Here is a 24,750-nt window from a genome sequence, read left to right on the forward strand (position 1 = left end):
TTAACTCCCTATTACTTAAAAACCAGACATTGGATTTATGAACCATGCTAAGGCATTTACAGGAATAGCACCTGTACCTTTTTTAACCCATTCAATACCATTAATATTTCTCCATAAAGGATCTTTTAATATTACAACAAAAGCATCTTGTTTTCCCCGATATTTTGAGTTATCAGGGTTCACATAAATTGCAGCTCTAAGAGCCTTTTTTGTTATATCAACCCATGGAGCATACATTGCATCTACTGCATAAGCACCTGCTGGTCTTGTCGGTCTTTTATTAGGCCATGCAGGCGTTGCGAATATAAACTGATCACCAACTATTTCTCTTGCAGAAACTGGATCAGTATAATGGAATAGCATTTGTGTGCTTGCAACTCCAGTGGTAACAAGAATAGTTTCTTTGATAGTATCCTGAGCTAGTTTTTTATCAGCTTGAGTACTTAAGTATTGATCAAAAATAATTCCACCAGCAATAGTCATTGCGAGAGGAACTAAAACTTTTTTAATTAAAAACTGCTTACCTAATGTAACTCCTGTTGTTCTCATAGAAAATTGGAAGAATGTTCCCATGTTTAGGTCTACAAGTGAAAACATCGTAAATCCACTAGGGTCAAGCCCATTAATAGGATCAGCATTAGCATAAAGATAAGGATTTAATGTAATCGGATTATTCCTAATACCCTCAAACCTATCTCTACTCACAAAACGCCCAATCTTAGGGTCATAATCCCTTGCTCTTAAGTGATAAAAGCCAGTGTCTTGATCAAGGTATTCACCCACATAACGGTGTTTGATTGTGGTGTTAGGTTTACTGCTTAGTAGCGCATTACCAAAGGCATCATAATCAAAGGTTAATTGGGTAGAACCTTGCTTATCCGTTACCAAACGAGTGGAGCCTTGTGCATCTTGATAAAGATGATTTACCTGTCCTGTTTGATCTTGGGTGAGCAAGTCACCTAAGCCCTCAGGGGTATGCAAGTAAACGGTTTCACTCCAGCTGCCTTGATCAATACGTGTCCTTTCTAATACCACTTCGCTGTAAGGGCGTTCGCTATCCACTAAGTACTGTGTTTCGATAGTTTGACCATTATGCTTAACCACCTTACCGATACGATTATCTTGACCATCGTATTGATAAGACACTTGTCGCTGGTTAACCTGATCATCAATACTCAACAGCTTATTACTACTACTCCAAGAATAGCTGACTACGCCATCAGGGCTGGTTTTCTTAATCAGATTACCATTACTATCCCAGACATAGGTTGTAGTGATACCGGCCGTTGTTTCAGTGACTAACTGATCGTTACTGTTATAACTGTAGTTAGTCGTAATGCCATTCGCGACTTTTGTTAAACGATTACCCATCGCATCATAGGTATAAACAATGCTGCTGCGTTGACCTGCTTGTAAAATGGTTTCTGCTAGTAACTTGCCAGTGGCATCATATTGATAACTAACAGTCCGTTGTACACCGTCAATCGTTTCATCTACTTGAGTGCGACGACCATTTTCATCAAGGGTATAAGCAAACTTCGCTAATACTGTACTGCCTTTCTGATGGATAATACTGGTGGGTTGATTGGCCTTGTTATAAGACATCACACTTTGCGTACCATTACTGCGATTGATTTGGGCACGATTACCGACCTTGTCGTATTCAAAGCGAGTGACACTGCCATCCATTGCCGTAATACTGACTAAACGATTTAACGCATCATAACCATAGCTAAAGCTACCTTGCGTGTTGATCTGTTGAGATACTTTATTACCATTGCCATCCCATCCATAAGCCAATTGGCCAAGAGAAGAAGAAACCTGTGTAATACGCCCTAGTAGGTCATAGGTATAGTCAAGATCACCCGTTAGACTATCGCTGACTTTAGCCACATTACCTAGGGCATCATAACTATAACTAATAGTGCGTTTATCAGGGTAACTTAATGTGGCTAACTGCTGACTGGCATTGTAGCTATAACTTGTAGCCTTGCCATTAAAGTCTGTGTGCTGGGTAACATTGCCTATGGCATTGTATTCCCAACTTTCTTTTTGACCTTCAGAAAGGGTACGTTGAATACGTTGCCCTACTTTATTATAGGTAAAGCGAGTGATATGACGATTCGCATCACTTTGTAAGGTTTGACGACCTTGCGTATCATAGCCATAAACGGTTTTATTGTTTAATGCATCATTGACTTGGAAGAGTTGTCCTAACACATCATAACTAAAGACTGTTTTATTTTGTAATGCATCGATAAAGACTGTATTACGACCTGCTTTGTCATATTCATAACCGACACTATGACCAAGGGCATTGATTTTCTTGATCGGTTGGTTATTATCGTTATACAAGGTGGTACTACTATTACCTAATGCATCAGTTTGCTTGGTTAAATTACCCACCGCATCATAGTTGGATTCTGTGGTATTGCCTAACGCATCAATGAGTTTAGTTTGACGTCCCAACGCATCGTATTGATACTGAGTAGTATTGCCTAATGCATCAATGGTGGCTGAAGTATTACCAACAACATCGTACTGGGTTTGGGTGATATGGCCTAATGCATCCTTGACCTGTGTAGGACGATCCGCCTCATCATAGGTTGTTTCGGTACAAATACCCGTGATACAAGCTTTAACCTCATTACCATTTTTGTCAAAGGCTGTGCTGTCTATTTTACCATCAGGGTAAATGATTTGGGTTTGCTCTCCTCGTTCATTGTAGGTGTATTGGGTAACTTGTCCTAATGGATCAGTCACTTTGACTAATTGGTTTAGGTCGTCGTATTGATAGGTGGTGACTAAGCCATTTTCATTGGTTTGACTCAGCATGTTGCCATTATCATCATAGGTTTTACGGGTGACCATTTCGGTGGCTTTGCCGTCAATCACTAGATTGTATTTACGAGAAATTTCATTACCGTTTTTATCGTACTCAAAACGCGTTGTATTATCTGCAGCATCCGTTTCTGATATTTTTAGGCGTTTACCGTTACTGTCTTGGTAACCAAAACGTGTTGTATTACCCATTTGATCCGTAAGTGCTGCTAAATCACCTTTACTTGTGTAGCTCACATAGGTTGTATTTCCCATGGCATCGGTAATTTGAGTTAAGCCACCTGCTTGATCATAGGTATTTTTGGAGACTCTGCCTAACTCATCAATCACTTCAGTAGGATTACCATCCGTGTTATAGGTGGTTTCGGTAGAGAAGCCTAAGGCATTGGTTTCTTTGGTAACATTGCCGTAGCGGTCATACTCGTAAGCCGTTTTATGGCCTAGGGCATTGGTGATACTGGTTTCATTACCAAATTGGTCATAGGTATACCGCGTCACATTGCCTTTGCTGTCTGTTACCTCGGTAATATTACCTTGGTCATCGTAAACATAAGTAGTGGTATTACCATTGCGGTCAGTAACTTTATCCACGTTATTATCATTGTCATGTTCTAGATTAACGCTATAACCTAAACCATCACCTTGATTAATAAGCTGGCCTTTATCATCAAATTCTGCTTTGAATAGGCGCTTACCATCGGCACCATAGATCTCACTGAGTTGATGAACTAAATCAGCACTTTGTTGATATACAAAGCGTGTTTCCAGTTGTTTAGGATCAAAGGCACCTTCTAAATTACCATCACCATCGTAGGTGTAGTTAAGAACACGACCATCGGGTGCGTCCACTTGTACAATGCGATCATTGTTATCACGGGTAAAAATTAATCCCGCACCGTTAGAGTGTTGAATGCCATTATGAGTGTAGCTTAGGGTATTACCGTAACGATCTTTAATTTGACGAATACCGAACGATTTATTCAGGTAATACACCATCCCATCTTTGGTGGTTAATTTAAATTGTTGTGGGTTGACCTTGTCTAAGCTGTCGTAATCAAAAAGAACACCGTTATGAACGCGTAGCATACCAACATCAGTTGCTTCTAAGGTTGAATAAGTACCTGCTTTAGGCTCAAAGTCTAATTGGAAGAAACTACCGGCTGATTGTGATTGCCAGCTGTTACATTCGGGTATTGTTTTAGCTTCAAACTTTTCCATTTTACCGTCTGGCAAGCGTACGGTGACCATTCGCGTTCCGACGGGCTTAGGGCAGAATTTTTTGTTTAGGCCAAAACCTATTTCCGCAAAATCCCAATCACGTCCTGGTATACCGTTGGTTTGAATTTTAACATCTTGGTAGTTCACGCTCCAACCATAGCCAAAGTCTAGCCTTTCATTTTGGCGACGGGTATCGTAGGTACGAGTCAGGCGTAAAGGTAGGCCACCCATATCAATATCCAGATCGGTAAAGCTTAACGAGAACTGACCTACTTTTTGCTCTCCACTGATAACCACGCCTATTTTGGCGCTGCTTTGATTGCCTCCTTCATCTTTTACGATCAGCAGTAAATCATAAAGTCCGTTGGGCATCGTTTGTGGCTTGAGTGTACCTAATTTGCCATTGATGACCGATTGATTGCCTTTATCAATAGAAACCCATTTGCCTTCATCGGCAGGCGATAGGTAAACTTGATATTCCACTAAGTTATCATCGGATGCTGTACCAATAATATCGGTTGTAGTGGTGATTTCTGCCACATTAATATTATCTGATTTAGCTGGCGCAGTTATTTCAGCAGTAGGCGCAGTGATATCGGCCTTATTTTTGACAATAAAGCTTGCTTGCTGCTTAATTTCTCTGCCTTTAGCATCTCTGGCAATCAGTTCTAGTGTATGTAAACCTAATTGATTGCTACTGACGGTCGCGCTGTTACCACTAACCGTTACAGGGCTACCATCCAGCGTTAGTGTTGCAACCTCATAAGGTGTTGTGCCTCCATTTAACACAATATCCACAGTAACAGGCTCGTTTGCCTCAACCAGTTGCGGTGTAGCAAATAATTGACCGGTGAAAATACCGCCTGCAGTGCCTGATGGTTTAATGGTCACTTTATAACCTTGTTGAGCCCATGCTTGGCCATCGCTTGCCATAATCACTACATCAAAACTTCCACGTGTAGGCTTGTCCCATGTTAAGGTACCTGTTTTCACATCTATTGTCATGCCTGTAGGGGCATTAACCAATGAATACACAATAGGGTCATTATCCGGGTCAACGGCGGTGACTTGATAGTTGTAAGGTATATTTTCTTGACCATCCATGACAGGTATTGAGGTAATACGTGGCGGTCTGTTATCAGAAGGTAATGAATTGATGCCTAAGCCATACGTTTGGGTGACTGTGTAGTTACCATCACTTACCGCAATTTTAATGGTATGAATACCCAATATAGGATTTGACCAAGTAACAAGTCCATTATTATCGATAATTACACCAGCAGGTGCTTCTTCTAATTTATAGGTTAATGGATCACCGTCAGGATCATTAGCTTGTACTTGATAGTGATAAGTTTCATTAACTACCCCTTGCACTTTAGGTGTACTGGTGATTTGTGGTGGTTGATTAGTAATGGTTTGATTACTAATAGTGAGGGTATAACTTTGTTCAACCTTGTGTTGTGCGTCACTGACACTTAGTTTAATACTGTGATTACCCAAGGTTGGTTTTTGCCACTTTACAACACCATTGGAGTCTAACACCATCCCCTCCGGTCCTTGTTCTAAGAAGTAGCTTAGTGGATCATTATCGGGATCAACAGCGATTAATTGATACTCATACTCGTTATTGATTGAACCCAATGTTTTTGGAGAACTGATAATTTGTGGCGGTTGATTTTGTAGTTGTGAATCACGGACCACTAGGGTGTAATTTTGTTCAACTTCATAATGACCATCGCTTACAGCCAGTTTAATGGTGTAGCTACCCACAGCCTTTGCTTGCCAAGAAAATAGGCCATTAGCATCAATGGTTGCTCCTGTAGGCGCTTCTTTGATTTGGTAGCGTAATACGTCACCATCAGGATCTGTTGCTACAAGTTGGTAATGATACAGTGCATTGACTACTGTGCTTGTTTCGGGTGTACTGGTCAGTAGCGGTGGTTGATTAGTGATGGATTCTTGTGTAATTACCAGTGTAAAGCTTTGTGTTACCGTCGCCAAACCATCCGTGACTGTTAATTCAATATCATGCTGTCCTAGTACTGGAGTATTCCATGTAAATAGCCCTGTATTACTAAATGTTGCACCATTTGGAGCTTTAGTTATTTTGTAAGTTAGTGGATCTTCATCAGGATCGACAGCGATTAATTGATACTGATAAGGCGCTTCTATACTACTCTTTGTACTAGGTACACTTAAAATTTGTGGCGGATGATTAGCTTCTACACCAATGCGTAATGTGTATTCTTGTATTGCTAATCCCCCCCGCTGATCACTGACCTCTATGACAATTGGATAACTACCAATAACAGTCTTTGTCCAAGATACTAAACCTGTTTTACTATCTACTTTGATTCCATCGTGCGCCTTTATTAATGACCAAGTTAGCGTATCTCCATCTGGATCAGTAGCAGTTGCTTGATAGCTGTATTGAGTATTTTCTGCAATATACGTTTTAGGCTTGCTAGTGATTGTTGGGGCGCGATTTTCTTGTGCAGAAATCGTTAGTTTATAGCTCTGAGTTACAATACTACCATCTTCATTCATCGCTTCGACAGTAATGTTTTCCACTGATTCTTGAGAAGGTTGCCAGTTAATTTCACCCGTTTGAGTGTTGATAGTCATGCCTTGAGGTGCTTTACTAAGGCTATAAATAACAGCATCACCACCGCTGTCTTTTGCTTGTGCAAAATAAGTGTAGGTCCGATTAACAGTACCATTGATAATAGGGGTACTTACAAAAGAGGGTTTACCACTAACAGCCAATACAACAGATTGTTGGTCTCTTGCCCCATAAGGATCTGTCACGACTACAGTTATAGGATAGCGACCTGGCTGAGGGTTACTCCAACTGATTAAACCATTTGTATTTATAATCATGCCAGATGCTTGGCTTGCAATGCTGTAGGATATTTTATCCCCTTCAGGATCTACCGCTATTACCTGATGCCTAAAGCTTGTTCCAGATGGAATACGAGATGGGATTTGATTGGTAATTTGAGGAGGTAAATTATCATCAATAACCTCGATATTATAAGACTGTGTTGCTTTACCACCATTACCATCGATAACTTGAATATTGACCTCATAAAAACCAAGTGCATTGGGCTTCCAAGTGATTAAACCTGTTTGACTATCGATTGTCATACCAATAGGTCCTGCTAATAGACTATAGGTTAAATCATCACTGTCAGCATCTAAGGCTTCTGCTTGATAACTATAATCTGTTTTAATATCACCACCAGTTTTAGGCTCACTCACAAAATAGGGTGGTCTATTGGTTACCTCTCCGGCATCGATAGGTGAGGGAGCAGCTGAAACAACTGAACCAGAAGCACAAGACTCTAGACCTTTTGAGTCAAGTGGGCGTACATTGTAAAAATACTCCTTTCCCTCCATAACCGTTTTATCAAGCCATGTGGAGTAGTTGGAGGTTGTTTCGCCTAAACTAATATAAGGCCCTTCTAATTTTTCAGAGCGATAAACGCGGTAAGCGTCTGCACCATTATCTGCCCAAGTCACTTGTACTTGTCCCGGTTTGGCACGGGCTTTCACATTATTTAAACAACCTTGTTGTGGTTTAATTTTATTGGCACCAAAGGCATCAACATAGACATAACCACCATGGCCACCATAAGCACAGTCTGCTGCTAATGCTCTTACTTCTAACTCATGACCAATTAAAGAATCAGGAATAACGATATCTACATCAATAAATGGAGTAGATCGCCATGTCCCATTATAATTAGTTGTATAAAATAATCGACCAGGTTGATTAGAATAAGCTATATCGTCATACAAGACTTTCGCTGTAGTAAGATCTTTGAGCTGTACGTGGAAATAAGGTTGTGCGGCTGCATTGTGACTGGGATCATCGAGTACAGCGGCGTAAGTGAAACGGATATGAAGCTTTTTATCTGTAGGATCGCGATCATCTTCTGTGATGACATCTTTTTGTATAATATAATTTACATGATTATTCCCATACTCATCATTCAGCTTTGCTGTGTAGTTACCTTGCCGTGGTAAAGTTAAATGAGGGGCTCTTGGATCGAAGCTATTACTTATGATTTTTAAAATAGACATACCACCATTAGAAACAATAACACTGTCCTCAGTGAATGGTTCACTCCCTTTAAGCCCATAGTTTAGCCCATATTTTGTTTCCCAATGGCTAAAATCCCCATTCTCAAAATCGCCGTTCTGAAAAATAGCCCAGCTATTGTTTGAAACTAATGCTAAAGCAATTGAACTAGCTAATAAGTTTCGCTTGATTTTTTGCCTATATTTATTAGGCTTATCAGTTCGCTTCATAATAAATTCCTTGTTAATTTGTTAGTCAGTAAATAAGGTGTATCGTTTATAATTATTAATAGGATTAAATACGCTCTCATTGTTTATTTTCCAATGGTTATGCCTTTACCTGGCCAATTAATAATAGGTGCACAGCATTTGGTTTGATCGATTTTGTAGAGATCGTTATAGCCAACGCCATACATAGCGCCGCTTTCTGTTTGGTAGAATACATGTTCTTTACCACCACCCACAGAAACAACAGGATCATTAGCATGGGGGGTGCGTAAGGTTGGGAAGGCACCATAAATCATTGGGAAAGCACTGCCGCCTGTTTGTCCCCAGGTATAGATTTTTCCATCTTCAGTCAATGCGATAGAGCCCACATAGCGTGCGTAGAGCTGGGCGACATTTTTCATGACAATAACAGGTTCTGGTGAACTAATATTGGTTTTAGTCGTTCCTTGCCCCAGTGATGCATGGAGTCCCCAGCCAATAACCGTGCCATCGTCCAGTAAAGCTTCGCCCCAACCATTACCTCCTGCAATGTAAGTCATACGATCTGCATATTGATCTAGCTTAGGGACACGCGTAGGCGTACGAATAATTCTCTGAACACCGTAATTAGAACCTTGGAAACCTAAACCACTGGCTTCATTGTCACCCCACGCCCAGACATGACCTTCCTCAGTAACCGCAAAAGCGCCTTCATAAGCACCACCAATTAAACGTGCTTTTTCACCCTTCAAGTTAACAGCAATAGGTATTTGACTATTTTTGTTTCCACCATTACCTAGTTGCCCGTATAAATTGTGCCCCCATGTCCAGACTTGGCCATTTACATCTAGCGCAATGGAAAAATACTCGCCAGCACCAATTTGTACAATATTCTTCAAAACATTACAGGGCATAGATACATAGATGGATTGTGTTGGTTTGCAACCCGTCTCACCATAACCACTTTGTCCCCAGCCATAGACATTTCCTTCATTATCTAAAGCAATTAAGTGATAAGCGCCTCCTGTTAGACCAATAATGTTTGTTAGGCTATTTACCTTGGCTGGAGTTTTATTGCTAGAAACAACCATTGTTCCATTGCCTTGTTGAGATGAGCCTCTAAATCCCCATACCCAGACATTGCCTTCTTTGATGGCTGACCCGGTTGTTAATAAACCACCTTGAACCATATCGGGATAAGCTCTATCAAAAAAACCTTTTTTTGCATAAAAATTAAAAAATGCTTTAGGATTTGTTAAGTTGTCTTGTTGGGTTAGCCCTATTGTGGAGTTTTCTGCTAATGTAGCAACTGCAATAATTTCTTGACCCGCTCTTAAATTACCAATGTCAATTGATAGCGCCATCGCTGGATCATCCGTTGTACTAGTATCGCCATACGCTGAAATATTTCTTAAAGAACCATGGCTAGCTCGAGTAATAAGGTCTCCTTTTAAATAGCCAGGTTCACTGATCTCCCATTTATCTGGAGCAATATAACCACTTGGTGCGCTGAGTGATAATAATGAGCCATACTCATTAAAAAAAGTATTACTAGGTGCATCAATATCCACATCAATTAACCCTGTGATGCGCAAGTTATTATAGTTAAGCTTAGAAGTGTTCTTTAAATTCCATTGCCAAGTTGTGTTGTTATTGGCATCTGTATTCGCTTGAAAATTTACCGTGATAGCAGGGGGAAGTGTATTAAGGTTCGCATTGAGTGGCCTGCTTTCATACACGCTGCTTCCATCTGAAACAAATAAACTTAAACGTTCAACAGTGAGATCCTTGGCGAATGCCAAGGACGTTGATAATATAAGTGTCGAATACAAAAATGTTCGACAATGTTTTTTTAGAAACTTTATATTTGTTTTTGACATAAATATTTCCTTTGTCCTTGTTATATAAATGTTTATTAATAGCTTAGTAAATTACGTGAGCTGCTAAGTTGGGTATTAATGTGTTATTAATGAACCACTTGAAAAGGCTATAATTAGTGTGTTTATAGTCATAATGATGGCTAATACAGTGGCGATCATTATTTTTCTTTTTTGAGAAAACATAGTGTTACCTCCCGAAACTAAAATAAAAATTATTAGCTAATTAATAGGATGATTTGAGATATTAAGTGTGTTTAAGAAAAACTCTCTGGCACGATTGTTATTAGATCTAATATAAGAAGTTATAAATTTTTGCTTAAACAAGAAAAATTTTAGTAAACGATGCTATAAAAGGACTTTGTTGTTTAAATGAAAACTTATAGTTAGAGGTAAGCATTCGGTAAAGAGTAGTTAGTACTATTAAATCGATGGGGTATAAATTACAAAGTACTCTTAATTAAATTTGATAAATTATGAGTGAGCTTACCCATCAGAGCATAATTAGATCTAATTATTAGGGTATTCGAATACGTCTCTTGGGTTGATGGTGATATGCTGGGGCTTACTTTCATTGTGTATGAAAACATTCACATCCAGATTGTTTTTATCATGTGTCCAATCTAAAAGCAAATAGGCATGATAATGTATGGATGAGACTCTCCACCAGTGTGGTGGTAGATTCAATTTAAAAGGTTTTTACTTAGAGCATGGAGGGGTAAAGATTTTAAATCAGTTAACGTTATTTCTATTTGAGTCTTGCCCAATTGCCAATCGATTGATTAATGTTTACAAACAATAACTGCCTTTAATTTGGCAGTTATTGTATTCACTAGTAAATGCTTATTATGCTTTTGGTGGTGTGCCTTCAGCATTTGATACAACAGCATCTATTTGGATGAGTGCATTTTTAGGTAAAGCTGATACACCAACGGTTCTTTTTGCAGGGGTAACATTTGGGAAGAAGGATGCAAAAACTTCGTCTACAGCATCAGTGTCCGCTATATTCTTAAGGAATATATTGATCTTAACTATATCCGTTATTGTATGGTCGATACTCTCTACAATTGCTTTAATGTTTTTAAGGCACTGTTGAGTTTGCTCTTTTATACCACCAGTGACTATGTTACCTGTTTTTGCGTCTAAAGGTAATTGAGCTGAAAGGTGGTTATAGTGAGAAAAAGCTACAGACTGTGTAGATAATGGACTTTTTGGGGCATTATCTGTGTTGTGTGCTTCTATGATTAGTCCGTGTCTATCTTCAACAGCTTGTGGTGGGGTACCATCTCCGTGCGACACGACAACTTCGATTTGTACTAATGCACCCATTGGTAAAGCTGAAGCAGCAATTGTAGTGATAGCAGGAACATAAGCGACAGTTCTGGCAATAGCTGAATCAGGGAAAAATGTTGTATAAACTTCGTTGACTGCTTCAATATCAGAAAGGTTTTTAAGGAAAACATTAACTTTAACGATGTCATCGAAAGGAACGTCAATGCTTTCTAAAATAGCTTTAATGTTCTTAAGGCATTGTTGAGTTTGCTCTTTTACCCCACCAGTGACTAATTTACCTGATTTTGGATCAATCGGTAATTGGGCTGAAAGATTGTTGTAGTGAGAAAAAGCTACGGTTTGTGTAGAAAGTGGGTTTATTGGAGCATTGCTTGTATTATTTGTAAGCTTTATGAGATCGCCAGCTTGTGGAGCATTAGGTATTGTTCCTTCCCCGTTTGATAAAAGCGCTTCAACTTGAACTAAAGCATTCATGGGTAATGCTTCAACAGCAAGCACTGTTCGTGTGGGAACATAACTTGTAAAAAAGGCTTTATAAACTTCGTCTACGGCATCGAGTTCTTTAATATTTTTAACGAATACAGTAATCTTAACAATGTCATTCATGACGTGGCCGATACTGTCGACAATAGCTTTGATATTTTTAAAGCATTGTTGCGCTTGTTCTTTGATGCCACCAGCGACTAATTTACCTGATTTTGGGTCGATCGGTAATTGAGCTGAAAAATTATTGTAATGAGAGAATGCAACCGTTTGAGCATATGGATTGGTGCATGCAGGTGCGTTTTCTGTGTTCCTTGCTAATACTGTATTATAACCACTCACGATAGTGTTTTTCCTTAGTAAAAGGAGAAACTCTAATTGACCTTACAATAATTGTCAACGGACTACTTTTTTGTTGTCTTTTCTGTGTATAGCATTCGTATTCTTTAGAATTAGGCGATCTAATTAAATGGGTTTAGGAGGCGATGGCTTTAATTAAATGAGCTTACTATGATCTAATGCATGAAAATGTCATGTAATTTAAGATTAAAAATAAAGGTCATGGGTAATCTAAAAATGGCTTTGTCGTATAAGTAGGGAGGAAGCCCAATTTTGATTTATACAACAAAGCCATAGCGTGATGAGAAATAGTTGAATATTACAAAATAGTTTTTAATAATTGAACGAGTAAACTTAACCCAAAGCCAATGAATGCTAATCCACAAATAAAATTAATTGCACGTAAGTGTTTTTGATACCACTTAGCAATTTTCTCAGTGGAAAATAAGCGTGCAACTAAATAAAACCAAATAAGGCTTTCGATGAGAACAATGACAAACATTAAAATAATGGTTTGATGGCTGGAGTGGGCTACAGCCACTGAAAAAATACTTCCAAAATAAGCGAGGGCTTTGGGATTAGCAAGATTTGTCATCAGTCCTTTTAGAAAGAAATGATTTTGTTGGTGGTTTGGAGTAATAATGAGTTGATAGGTTTTAAAAGAGGATTTTACTGAAAGTATACCTAACCAGAAGAGGTATCCACCTCCTAATAGTAATAGTAGTTGATAGACTATAGGTACTCGATCAATAATAAAGCTTAAACCACTAATTGCTAATAGCTCCCAAATAGCAATCGCTGAACAGACACCAGCAATAGCAACTAGTGTTTGTTTTCTTGTGTGATTAACAGCTGTTTGTGAAATAAAAACAAAATCAGGTCCCGGACTGGCTAAAGCTAATAAATGTATTAAAAAAATCGAAAAAAGCGACACGATAAAAATCCATTATAAAAGAATTATTTTAGCAGTGTTTATAGGGCACACCAATATTTTTATCGGTACATTAATTTATAAAGGAATAGGTTGATTGTGACGAAATTGCCCATTCTTATAAATTTTATGGCGTTGAATTGCTGTTTTTACATCTTGAATAGACAACGTATTTTCTAGAAGGCTAGCAAACTCCATGCGTTGTGTAATTGTTTCGAGTTTAAACGTCCAGTAAAGTGGCATCAATGGATTAATAAAGAGTTCTGATCCTTCCGTTCTTTGGGTGGCGTGAATATCCCCGAAATCACCCGACATTGCACCAGCAATCGAGTTATTCACAATACTAGGGTAATGAGAGTGTTGATGAATATATTGGGTAAGCGCTAAGTACTCTTTACCCTCTGGCATTTCTTTAGTTAATGAGAAAGCGCCTAAATATCCCCCATCATGAATAAGTGTAGCGACATTTTCTAAGAAATTATAATGATTTACACCATGGAAGTGATCGATACCAAAGCCAATGGCCGCAATGTATTTGTTTTTTGCATTGCTTTTGACAGCTGCTATCATAGAGTTGGCATCCTCTACAATTGTTCCCATTGTTTGTTCATCACCAAAAATGACGCTGTCTGTCCCACCATCAACCAATAATACGGTATCAAGCTGGTATTGTTCGATTAAATAATTATAAGCCTGCCTTAATGGTTGTACGCCTAACTCATAATCAAAAGCGTAAATGGACGTGTCGATCTTTAAATGATTCCATAACCATTGGCAAATAAGATTCTCAGGAAAGTAATTTAACATTTCACAGTCTTTGGTTATTTTATAAGTGCCATCAAAGACTTTCTCTGCTCCTGATCGAGGAAGTTCAGTAAAGGAAAAGTTAGCGAGAACAACCTCTTTGCCCAGTGTTTTTGTAAGGTATAAATATAAAGGAATTCCATGCGTGATATCATAACCACCACCAGCCCCTGCAATTAAAAAGCGTTCTCCTTTTGCAAGCTCATTAAAAAAAGGAATCTGCATTTTTTCTCCTTATTGATTATGACAAGTGTGAAAACCGTATTATTATGAAAAATATTAACGGGGTATCAGGTTATGTTATGGCTAATTTAATACTTATACGATAAGATTACAAACTAAACTGTTGTTTGTATTTTTGTTGTTTTACTTTATGGAAGATAAGTATGTTGGACATATTCAAGACTAAACAGTCGTTGTTGGCTTTACCTCTCGCGATGTCATTGGTTTTTGGTGTTGTATCTGAAAACATGACGATGACCCAAGCAGCAACTGCTAAAGCTAGCTTGGATGAAGCTACCTTAGCAGAACGTTATGCAGGTAAGGAACTAAAAGTAGTAGATGTATCTGAGATACAAGTCAACGGAGCCAGCACTTTATCTGTTACCTTCTCTGTGCCTCTGAAATCGGGGCAAGCATTTAATGATAAGTTGCATCTAGTAGACGCTAAATCAGGGAAAGTGGATGGCGCTTGGGTGCTTTCAGATAATCAATTAGAGTTAACGTTTAATAGTTTAGAGCCTAATCGCAAACTTGTTTTAACAATTGATTCAGGTCTACGTGGTGTGAATGGCAGAAGTTTGCCAATAGAGCATGTCTCTCGTTTAACCACTAAAAACTTACAACCAATGATCAATTTTGCAAGTCGTGGCTCGCTATTTCCTGTGCGTTTAGCTGAAGGTCTACCTGTACTGACATTAAATGTTGACCAAGCAACCGTAGAGTTTTTTAAAGTACAAGATAACAAGCTACCACAGTTTCTTTCTGAGTGGGGGCGTGGTGGTTCATTACGGTATTGGCAAGCGACTGACTTATTGAAAATGGCCGACTTAGTTTATACCGGTGGTTTTAAGCTAGAAGCAGAAAAAAATCGCCGTGAAACGGTCATGTTACCCATTGCAAATATTCAACAATTAAAACAACCCGGTGTTTATTTCGCCGTATTACGTCAATCAGGCTCTTACGATTACAGTAATGCTGCAACAGTTTTTACGATCTCCGATATAGGCGTATCTGCACACCGTTACAAAGCTAACGATAATTTAACGGTTTTTACTCAGTCATTAGACACTGGGACGCCAATTATTGGCGCTGATATTAAGCTATTGGATGAAAAAGGCAATGTGATTGCCAATGTTTCAACCAATACCAAAGGTTATGCGGAAATTGAGCATGCAGACAAGGTCAGTGTTGTTTTAGCAAACCATGATGGTCAAACCACGATGCTACGCTTAAATACATCAGCATTGGATATGTCGGAATTCACAGTAGCAGGCCCAGAAGAGGCGATCAACCAGCTTTTTATTTTTGGCCCTCGTGATTTATATCGCCCAGGCGAAACGGTTTTATTCAATGCGCTATTGCGTGACAAAGACGGTAAGCAAATAGCGAAAACCCCCGTTAATGTCGATGTACGTAGCCCAGATGGAAAGATTTTCCGTAGTTTTGTATGGAAAACCAATGACCAAGGGTTCTATCAGTATAAATTACCTATCCCAAGTGATGCAGCTACTGGACGTTGGTCTTTTTTAGTGACGGTGGCAGGTAAAAAACTACAAGATTACCATTTCAATATAGAAGATTTCTTACCTGAGCGTCTAGCACTTGAGTTAAAAGCACAAGAAGAACCACTATCACCCACTGACACTATGTATGTAGGTGTCGATGGTCGTTATCTTTATGGTGCGCCTGCGGCAGGTAATTCATTAAGCGGTCAAATTTATGTCAGAGCCGCTCGCGAACCCATAGCAAAGTTACCCGGTTACTTGTTTGGTAATATCAATGAGAAATATTTAAGCCAAAACATTGATTTTACTGAGTTTAATCTTGACGGTGAGGGCAAGGGAACGATTAAACTGGATAGTCAATGGAAAGAGGTAAAATCCCCATTACAACTCATTGTCCAAGCGAGTTTGCAAGAAACAGGTGGTCGTCCTATTGTTCGTCGTGTGATCCAACCCGTATGGCCTGCAAGTGAGTTAGTCGGTATTCGCCCTTTATTTAAAGATAAAGAAGTGGATGAGGGCAGTAATGTCGAGTTTGAAGTGGTTTTAGCTAATTACCAAGGGGATAAATTAGCCGCCAAAAACCTCAAAGTACGCTTAATTCATGAGCGTCGTGATTATTATTGGTATTATTCTGAAGATAATGGTTGGAATAGCAATTTTAATCAAAAAGATTTGGTGATGGATGAACAAACAATCAATATCACTAAAGGTACAACGGCTAAACTAACCTATCCTGTGGAGTGGGGGTACTATCGTTTAGAAGTAGAAAACCCTGCTACAGGGCTTATTACAAGCCAGCAGTTCCGTGCAGGTTATTGGTGGCAAGAAAATACCGCTGATGGTGGTGCTGTTCGTCCTGACCAAGTAAAAATGGTGATGGATAAACCAGCCTATAAGGTGGGTGATAAAGCAAAAATTACCGTTACTCCTCCAGCCGCTGGTAGTGGTTATCTAATGGTTGAGTCTTCTGATGGTTTGCTATGGTGGCAAGCGATAGAAGTTCCTGCAACAGGTAAAACCTTTGAAATTCCTATTCCTGCCGATGGGCAATGGAAGCGCCATGATTTATATATCTCTACCTTGGTGGTTCGTCCTGGCAGTCGTAAAGTAGGTGCAACTCCTAAGCGTGCTGTAGGTGTATTACATTTACCTTTAGATCGTTTAGAGCGTAAATTAAATCTTACCATTGAAGCACCTGCGCGTGCGGCACCTTCAGAAAAATTAGTTGTAAAAATTAAAGCAACCGATAAAGACGGTCAACCCGTAAAAAATGCGAGCGTGCTGTTATCAGCTGTAGATGTGGGGATTTTAAATATTACCGAATATAAAACCCCAGACCCATTCGATGGCTTCTTTGGTCGTAAAGCTTATGGTGTTGACCAATTAGATGTTTACGGACAACTCATTGAAACAGGGCAAGGACGTATTGCCAAACTTGCTTTCGGTGGTGATGCCATGAGCAAAGGGGGCAAAAAACCAGATACCAATGTGATGATTGTTGCTTTGCAAAGTGAACCTGTTCGTGTTAACGACAAGGGCGAGGCAGAAGTGTCTTTTGCAATATCTGACTTTAATGGTGAATTAAGGCTCATGGGGCAAGTATGGGGTGATGAATCCTTTGGTATGAATGAGGCAAAAACAGTGATTGCAGCCCCTATTATTGCGGAGCTTTCAACACCTCGTTTCTTAGCTGGGGGTGACAGTGCTGTATTGGCTTTAGATGTAACCAACTTAACCGATAAACCTCAAACGTTAAAAGTTATGTTGGCGTCAGAAGGTCAAGTGAGTTTGGTCGATAATAAAGAGCAAACAATCACCGTGGCAAAAGATCAACGTCAAACGATTAAAGTGCAAGTTAAAGCAGGCGAGGGAATAGGCACAGGTAAAATTACCTTGGTTGTGTCAGGTATTTTACAAGGTGATAAACCGTTGCCTGACATCAAACGCGAGTGGAAGATTGGTACACGGCCTGCTTATCCTGCGGTGGTTGAAACGTTCCAAGAGGTATTAGAAAATTCACCTTGGAATGCTCCTACAGGTACTATGGCTGCAACGATGTTGGATGGTAGAGAGGGGATGCTACAATTAACTGCTACGCCACCTTTAAACTTATCGAAGCAAATTCAGTATTTACGCGCTTATCCTTATGGCTGTGCAGAGCAAACAGTGAGTGGCTTGTATCCTTCATTGTATGCGAATAATAATTTACTCGAAAAACTAGGGATTAAAACTAAACAAACGGATGAAGAACGCCGCGCGGCTATTGATACAGGCATAAGCCGTTTATTAGGTATGCAACGCTACAACGGTGGTTTTGGTTTATGGAGCAGTGATAGTCGAGAAGAATATTGGTTAACAGCGTATGTGACGGATTATTTATTACGTGCCCGTGAGCGTGGTTTTTCTGTACCAAGCTCAAGCTTAGACAAAGCGATCAAGCGCTTACAGACCTATGTTCAAAATACCTCAGCGATTACACCTGACTATTCTGATAGTGAAAAGGCAACTCGTTTTGCGACACAAGCGTATGCAGGTTATGTCTTAGCGCGCTCTCAGCAAGCGCCATTAGGTGCCTTACGTGCGTTGTATGATCGTCGTGGTGATGCCCCTTCTGGTTTATCCTTGGTGCAGTTATCTGCTGCGTTAAAACTAATGGGTGATAATACGCGTGCAGAGCAAGTACTGGCCGAAGGCTTGACTAAATCCCGTTATAAACCTACAAGATATTATTGGTGGATAGGTGATTACGGTAGCGATACACGTGATGATGCGTTGATATTAGCATTACTGCAAGAGCATGATATGACTTCTCAAAAAGTTATTGCTGATCGTATGTTTAAGTTAAGTAACCAGATTGCTAATCAACGTTGGTTATCAACGCAAGAGCGCAACTCTATTTTCTTAGCGGGTTATCGTACATTGTTATCTGCTAGCCAACCATGGACAGCTGATGTGGCAATCGCTGGTAAGCAATATACTTTGACGGATAAAAATCCATCCATGAAGTTCAGCGATGAAGCAATGCGCCAAATCACAACACTGACAGTCACTAATAAAACACCAAGTGTGGTGCTCTACCAAACGCTAGATCTATCTGGGTATCCGAAGGAAGCACCACAAGCCTCTAATACAGACGGCCTGTTTGTTACGAAGGAATATTTAAATTCAGATGGTAGCCCCCTTGATCTTAAAAATGTTAAGAGTGGCGATTTAGTGATTGTGCGCATTAAGTTGAAAACTAAAGAGCGTATCAGTGATGCATTATTGGTTGATTTTTTACCTGCTGGGCTTGAGTTAGAAAATCAAAACTTAGCTAATTCTTCAGCGAGTTTAAACAATGCAGCGTCTACTATTAAAGATTCATTAAAATCAATGCAACAAGCACGGATTGAGCATCAAGAATTCCGTGATGACCGCTATGTATTGCAATTAGATCTCGGCTATAATTATTCTAATTTAGCGACAGAAATTGTTTACCTAGCACGTGCTGTCACGCCGGGTGAGTATCTCATTCCGCAAGCCATTGTTGAATCAATGTATCGCCCAAATTGGCAAGCCAGTAGCAGTGCCCCTGGTGTGCTGGTTGTAAAACCTAAATAGGTCAAAGCAATTCATTAAAAAGGCGTACACTGTACGCCTTTTATTTTGTAGGATAGTTAAGGTGTCAGTATTACGTTTTATTGGTCGACATTGGCGTATTTGGCTTTGTATTCCATTCTTTTTGTTAGTGCTGTTATGGGCAGTGGATAAGCTATACCCTTTGCCTTTACCTGATGATGGTGTCGCTCGCGTTGTTTTAGCAGAAGATGGCACCTTATTATGGCGTTTTGCTGATGAAGAGGGAGTATGGCGTTATCCGATTACTATCGATCAAGTTTCACCCGCCTACATTGAAGCCTTATTAACTTATGAAGATCGCTGGTTCTATGAACACCCTGGAGTTAACCCTGTAGCTTTAGCGCGTGCCTTTTGCCAAAACATTAGCCACGGTAAAATTATTTCAGGGGGTAGTACGATCTCAATGCAAGTGGCGCGCCTAATTGAACCTCACTCACGGACGTATTGGGGGAAATTAAGACAAGTGTTTCGTACCTTGCAATTAGAGTGGCATTTAAGCAAAGAGCAGATTTTAACACTTTATCTCAATCGTGCACCTTATGGTGGAACTATTGAGGGGATTGCTGCCGCCAGTTGGTCGTACTTAGGTAAACCCCCCGACCAACTCACCAAGGCAGAAGCAGCCTTGCTCGCTGTATTACCCCAAGCCCCTAGTCGTTTAAGGCCCGACCGCTACCCTGAACGGGCAAAGCTTGCACGTGATAAAGTACTCGATCGATTAGCGGAGTTTGCTATTTGGCCTCAGTCGGAAGTTAATGAGATCAAAGAGGAGAATATTTTTCTTGCCGAGCGACAAGAACCACAAATGGCACCGTTATTAGCACGACGGTTATACAGCAAAAATCAACCGCCTGTCATTAAAACGACGATTAATGCCACCATGCAACGGCGACTAGAAGACCTATTAAAAAACTGGCAAGTTAAACTACCTGAGTATACCTCTGCTGCGATTTTAGTGGTTGATCATCAAACAATGGAAGTTAAGGCTTACTTAGGTTCTATTGATATGAATGACAGTAAACGTTTCGGCCATGTCGATATGGTGTCATCTATTCGCTCTCCAGGTTCAACGCTCAAACCTTTTTTATACGCGCTGGCAATGGATGCTGGGTTGATACACTCTGAATCATTACTGCAAGATGTTCCAAGGCGTTATGGTGATTATAAACCCGGTAACTTCTCTGCTGGCTTTATTGGTCCTGTCTCAGCCAGTGAGGCACTTTCAATGTCTTTAAACTTGCCGGTTGTACAATTATTAGAAAGTTACGGCCCCAAAAGATTTTATGGTGAGCTCAATGGTGCAGGAGTTAATTTAACATTGCCCACGATGACCACTCCAAACCTAGCCGTTATTTTGGGTGGGGTAGGGACAAATCTAGAAAGCCTTGTATCAGGCTACAGTGCGTTTGCTCGTCATGGTAAAGTAGCACAGCTTCGTTTTACGCCTACAGCCCCCTTACAAGAAAAGCCGTTATTATCTGATGGTTCCGCTTGGATTATTCGACGTATTCTATCAGGTCAAGCCGAGCCAGATCGCAACCCTCAAGCAGGGTTAGTACGCCGTAATAATTTAGCATGGAAAACAGGAACGAGTTATGGCTTTCGAGATGCTTGGGCTATTGGGGTGGGGCCGCGTTATATCGTCGGTGTTTGGATTGGTCGCCCTGATGGAACACCCGTGCCGGGGCAGTTTGGGCTAGCATCGGCAACTCCTCTATTATTGCAAACCCATGATTTGGTGATGAGTCAGGCACCCACTGCTGTTATGGGGGTTGATGAAAATTTACAACCTAAGCGAGTCGGGGTTGCATCTATTTGTTGGCCATCGGGTCAACCATTGGCTAAGAAAGACCCTAATTGCCGAAAGGAGCGGTTTGCTTGGACGTTGGATGGTTTAACTCCGCCAACATTACAGGCAAGTGATCAACCTTTGGGAACGGGGATTGTTCAAACTATTTGGGTTAATAACCAAGGGTTACAAGTGGCCTCTGATTGTGTCGGAGCGATAAAAAAACGGATTGATTTGTGGCCGGCGGCACTTGAGCCATGGTTACAATATAAAGAGAGACGTACCAGACGTTTACCTAAAGAAGATAAGACCTGTCCACCCCTTTCATTGCCACAATCAGCGCCTTTATTTATTGTTGGAGTGCAAGAGGGGGATCGTTTAAGTTTACCTGCAACTAATGCTGACCCATTAACCTTAACCTTTTCTTCCTTAGGGGGAGCAGGGAGTCGTTGGTGGTTTCTAAACGGTGAGTTGATTCAGGAAACACAGCCTGACGAAGCGTTTAAGTGGACATTCAGAAAATCGGGAAAACAACAATTAGCACTATTAGATGAGTTAGGGCAGACAGTCACTATCGAGTTTTCTGTACAGTAAATGCTATACTTTAAATTAATTTAACTCATGATTTTGAAATTATGGCAACATTTAGCGACGCGCTACGCAAGATACGAGTATTTTTTAGAAAGTGCTTTAAATACCTAGTGTTTTTACTGATTAGCCTAATGGTTATTTCGGTGTTGATGGTGCTTAGCTTACGTTGGATTAATCCCATCGGTACTGTGTTAATGGTTGAACGTAAGGTTGAAAGTTGGCAGGCGAAGCAGCCTATTTCTATCAAACGCGAGTGGGCTGATTGGGATGATATTTCAGATTATTTGAAACTTGCAGTAATCGCTTCAGAAGATCAAAATTTTCCCACTCACCATGGTTTTGATTTTGATGCTATCCAACAAGCGCTACAGCATAATGCCAAGGGTGGACGTTTACGTGGAGCCAGTACGATTAGCCAACAAGTGGCTAAAAATATTTTTTTATGGTCGGGACGTAGTTGGCTACGTAAAGGTGTTGAGGTTTGGTTTACGGCATGGCTAGAGGTGCTGTGGAGTAAGGAGCGTGTGCTAGAGATTTATTTGAACAGTGCGGAGTGGGGTGACGGTATTTTTGGGGCAGAAGCGGCCGCTCGGTATTATTTTCATGTACCTGCCAAAAATTTGACCAAAGAGCAGGCCAGTTTATTAGCGGCTGTTTTGCCTAATCCTCGTAATTGGAACCCTGCCAAACCAACGACTTATATTCGATCACGGGCTGCTTTTATTCGGCAACAAATGGATAATTTAGGTGGTATTGGTTTCTTGAAAAAACTAGAGTGTAGTGGCTGTAAGTAATATCCCCTAGCTTAAGGTAGGGGATATTGTTGTGCTTAGTTAGTGCTTTTAGGTTTCGAAATGGAGAGCATCACGATCACACCGAATAACGCAAGGATTGATATACAATACCACGCTGCATCAGTTGATTGTGTTGCTTCTTTTATCCAACCCACAAAGTAAGGGCTTACAAAGCCAGCAATTTGACCGATAGAGTTGATGATTGCAAGACCACAAGCTGTGGCAGAAGCGCTTAGATAGTTACTTGATAAAGGCCAGAAAAGAGCCAGTGATGATAAAAAGCCCATTGTAGCAATCACCAAGCCTACCAGTGCAATGCTAGCCGATGAACTAAAAGAGGCGCTGATCATTAATCCAAAGAATCCCATGAGCATAGGAATCCCTAGATGCCAACGGCGCTCATTGTGCTTATCCGCTGATTTACCCATGAAGATCATAAAAACAGTGGCGGCAAAGTAAGGAATAGCAGTAATCCAACCCACTGCCGTCATATCTCCCCAATTGGCGGACTTAATCACAGAGGGAAGCCAGAAGTTAATAGCATAGACACCCACTTGGCAAGAAAAATAAATAAAGCCAAAAAACCAGACCATTTTGTTTTTTAGTACGTCGGTCATAGAGTCTGATTGCACGGCTGGTTTATTTTTTTCATCTTCGGCGAGATCAGATAGGATTTTATCTTTTTGCTCTTGAGTTAGCCAGTTAGCGCTAGAAACGTTATCATCTAAGATAAAGTAGATACCAATCCCCAGTGCAACTGTGGGTAATCCCTCAATGATAAAGAGCCATTGCCAAGGCGCTAGCCCTCCAAGAGGATTTAGGGTGAATGTATCTAAAATCCAACCGGATAAAGGCCCACCCACGACCCCAGATAGGGGAATCGCTGACATAAACAGCGTCATGACGCGGCCACGCACTGAGTTAGGAAACCAATAAGTAAAATAAAGTACTAAACCCGGGAAAAAGCCTGCTTCTGCCGCGCCCGTAAAAAATCTTAAGATATAAAATGAGTTGGCTGAATGGACAAACATTAATGAGGTAGAGAGTGCACCCCAAAGAATCATAATAACTGCTAGCCAACGTTTTGCACCAAATTTCTGTATGGCTAAGTTGCTAGGTAAACCAAATGCAAGATAGCCAATAAAGAATATACCTGCGCCTAGTCCATAAGCCGTTTCACTCATCCCAATATCATCGAGCATTTGTAGTTTGGCAAATCCAACATTGACACGGTCTAGGTAATTAAATAAGTAACAGACAAAAATATAAGGAATCATGCGTAACATGATTTTGCCATAGAGCTTCTTTGTTGCTAACTGGTCCATACCTTCTCCGTTTGATTTAGCGACTATTAGTTTAAATATATTAAGTAAAATTTTAGTTCATCATGTTGCGTGATGAGTTGAGCGTTACTTTTTTTTAACAAAATGTTTACTATTGTGCGGTTTTATCATAACGTTCTGTATTTTCTTCTCGTTGTTTAAGATCAATATTATTGAAAAGTAATAAGTAAAAAATGGAAAGCAATCTATTTTAAAGATACTTATTGAACCTCTTTCATTACTCAATATAAGAAAGTTTATGGATAGATATGTTTATTGACGGTTAAAAGTGCTATTATTTATTTCAATTTAATACAATAATTTTAAATTAGAGTTTAATATGATCGTTTGCCCTGCATGTGGTTATATTCGAAAAAAATAGGATACAAACTCAAGATTTCAATGCCCCCATTGTCAAATGGCATATGCTGATTGTTTGCTATATCAAGAAAAAATAATGGGGCAGCAAGAAAGACTATCCACCGCTAATCAGGATTTTATTCCCATAAGTTTATTTGGAAAGTGTGTGGTTTTTCTCGGATTAGCAGTTGTAATTCAAGTGTTCTTTTCCATCATGAGTCTGCCAAGCTTCTTTTGTAATAGGGCAGGCGCAACTATTGGTTGTTATTTTTTTATAGGTTTGATTACTTATTTTATAATATCAAGGCATCAATTATGGTTGCGATTATCTAATATAAAAAACATCGACGCCTCATTAGCGATTGGGCTTATCGTATACTTTTTAACCGTTAATACTTCAGCATTTAATGCTTTTTTAATTTTTCTCTTCTTCAACATTGTTGTATTTTGCTATTAAATATACTGAGTTTAAT

General features: G+C 39.9%; 10 protein-coding genes. 4 read left to right on the forward strand and 6 right to left on the reverse strand.

Annotated elements, in window-relative coordinates; all coding sequences use genetic code 11:
- Window positions 1-15 precede the first annotated feature (15 nt).
- The 5 genes from DM558_RS01455 to DM558_RS01475 form a co-directional block, all read right to left on the reverse strand.
- Window positions 16-8,373 carry a putative Ig domain-containing protein gene (locus DM558_RS01455; RefSeq protein WP_127161726.1) on the reverse strand — a complete coding sequence of 2,786 codons (8,358 nt, stop codon included), beginning with the start codon at window positions 8,371-8,373 and terminating at the stop codon, window positions 16-18.
- 83 nt (window positions 8,374-8,456) lie between these two features.
- The gene (locus DM558_RS01460) at window positions 8,457-10,229 is read right to left on the reverse strand and encodes an RCC1 domain-containing protein (protein ID WP_127161727.1); all 1,773 of its coding nucleotides are present in this window, start codon (window positions 10,227-10,229) and stop codon (window positions 8,457-8,459) included.
- A gap of 843 nt (window positions 10,230-11,072) precedes the next feature.
- A complete protein-coding gene (locus DM558_RS01465) occupies window positions 11,073-12,344 on the reverse strand; it encodes a RidA family protein (protein ID WP_127161728.1) in 1,272 nt (423 codons plus the stop codon).
- A 316-nt stretch (window positions 12,345-12,660) separates the two neighbouring features.
- On the reverse strand, window positions 12,661-13,275 hold the full coding sequence (locus DM558_RS01470; protein ID WP_164731217.1) for a LysE family transporter: 615 nt from the start codon (window positions 13,273-13,275) through the stop codon (window positions 12,661-12,663).
- A 75-nt stretch (window positions 13,276-13,350) separates the two neighbouring features.
- Entirely contained in the window at window positions 13,351-14,301 is a 951-nt protein-coding gene (locus tag DM558_RS01475; RefSeq protein ID WP_127161730.1) for a DUF1152 domain-containing protein, read from the reverse strand.
- A 212-nt stretch (window positions 14,302-14,513) separates the two neighbouring features.
- Here DM558_RS01475 and DM558_RS01480 point away from each other — a divergent pair, with 212 nt between their 5' ends.
- The 3 genes from DM558_RS01480 to mtgA all read left to right on the forward strand — a co-directional run bounded on the left by DM558_RS01480 (window position 14,514) and on the right by mtgA (window position 22,595).
- Window positions 14,514-19,403: an alpha-2-macroglobulin family protein gene (locus tag DM558_RS01480; RefSeq protein ID WP_407644327.1), complete on the forward strand. Its 4,890-nt coding sequence runs from the start codon at window positions 14,514-14,516 to the stop codon at window positions 19,401-19,403.
- A 61-nt stretch (window positions 19,404-19,464) separates the two neighbouring features.
- Entirely contained in the window at window positions 19,465-21,804 is a 2,340-nt protein-coding gene (pbpC, locus tag DM558_RS01485; RefSeq protein WP_228411786.1) for a peptidoglycan glycosyltransferase PbpC, read from the forward strand.
- Between the two features lie 41 nt (window positions 21,805-21,845).
- A complete protein-coding gene (mtgA, locus tag DM558_RS01490) occupies window positions 21,846-22,595 on the forward strand; it encodes a monofunctional biosynthetic peptidoglycan transglycosylase (RefSeq protein ID WP_127161732.1) in 750 nt (249 codons plus the stop codon).
- Between the two features lie 35 nt (window positions 22,596-22,630).
- Here the strand turns inward: mtgA and DM558_RS01495 are convergent, their stop codons facing one another.
- Window positions 22,631-23,920: an MFS transporter gene (locus DM558_RS01495; protein WP_127161733.1), complete on the reverse strand. Its 1,290-nt coding sequence runs from the start codon at window positions 23,918-23,920 to the stop codon at window positions 22,631-22,633.
- A 454-nt stretch (window positions 23,921-24,374) separates the two neighbouring features.
- Between DM558_RS01495 and DM558_RS01500 the strand changes: the two genes are divergently transcribed.
- Window positions 24,375-24,734, forward strand: a complete 360-nt coding sequence (locus tag DM558_RS01500) for a hypothetical protein (protein ID WP_127161734.1) — start codon at window positions 24,375-24,377, stop codon at window positions 24,732-24,734.
- The last annotated feature ends 16 nt before the right edge of the window (window positions 24,735-24,750 follow it).

The organism is Entomomonas moraniae, from assembly GCF_003991975.1.
In the GTDB taxonomy this organism is placed as follows: Bacteria; Pseudomonadota; Gammaproteobacteria; order Pseudomonadales; family Pseudomonadaceae; genus Entomomonas; species Entomomonas moraniae.